2 protein-coding genes are annotated in these 1,105 nt (G+C 46.4%); both read right to left on the bottom strand.

Annotated elements, in window-relative coordinates; all coding sequences use genetic code 11:
* The coding region (locus Q7P41_RS05120) for an ABC transporter ATP-binding protein (protein ID WP_303882696.1) at positions 1–818 on the bottom strand (818 nt) is incomplete at its 3' end.
* A gap of 1 nt (position 819) precedes the next feature.
* Positions 820–1,086, bottom strand: coding sequence for a hypothetical protein (locus Q7P41_RS05115; RefSeq protein WP_303882694.1), 267 nt, complete (start codon positions 1,084–1,086; stop codon positions 820–822).
* Positions 1,087–1,105: the final 19 nt, after the last annotated feature.

The following is a 1,105-nucleotide window of genomic DNA, read 5'->3' as shown; positions in this document are numbered from 1 at the left end:
TTTTCGCCAACATAAGCAATAACTGTTATTTCACTAATTAGCACTTTAGCAAAATTGCCATCAATGGACGTCAATTTTCCCTTAAGAATGTTGGCCTGACCTATGAAGTCGGCAACGAAAAGGGAAGTGGGGTTCGTATAAAGCTCAAATGGCGTCGCTATCTGTTCAACCTTGCCCCCGTTTAAGACGGCAATCCTGTCTGCCAGAGCTAATGCTTCCTTTTGGTCGTGGGTAACATAAACGCAAGTGATCCCAAGGCGCTTCTGTAAGCTGCGAATTTCAGAGCGCATGTAAATTCGAAGCTTCGCATCGAGGTTGGACAACGGTTCGTCCATCAGCAGCACCTGAGGATTAATAACCAATACCCTTGCCAAGGCAACTCTTTGCTGTTCTCCGCCCGAAAGCTGATTTGGGAATCGGTCTTCTATTCCACCTAAGCTTACCGTTTCGAGGGCCTCTGCGACACGCCTAACAATCTCTCCAGTCGGCAACTTCCTGATCTTAAGGCCATAAGCGATATTGTCAAATACAGTCATATGGGGAAATAAGGCATAGTTTTGAAACACAAAGCCTATGTTTCGTTTGTTCGCCGCTATGCTCGTTACGTCATGTTTGCCGATGAAGACTTGTCCTTCTGTGGGCGCCTCAAAGCCTGCAATCATGCGCAGGATGGTGGTCTTTCCGCATCCTGACGGCCCAAGCAAAGTTATAAGTTCACCTGCATTAATCTGAAGATTAACGTCGTCTACCGCCTTAAAGGCTGCTTCGCCACTATTAAATATTTTGGTCAAATGCTTAAGACAAATGGGAACGGACAATTTATATCCCCCTTTGCCACTTGAGGTTAGGATAAAGCGCCTCGAAAAGCAACCTTATAACCCACATGGCCATGGCAACGATCAGTATCAGGACCACGGAGAAGGCCGCTGCCTGGGCAAAAAGCAGCTCTGTAATGCATTCAAGTATACGTACTGTCAGCAAGCTCAATCGTACCGAGACCAAAAATATCGTAGCACTTATAGCGGTCATCGAGACCACGAACAAATATTGAGTCCCGGTTATGATCGCCGGTGCTCTGCCGTTCAAACTCTATTACCTCTTTTAC

The organism is Acetomicrobium mobile, from assembly GCF_937920065.1.
Note: the sequence above shows the minus strand (reverse complement) of the source record. Positions and strands in the feature narration are given on the sequence as shown.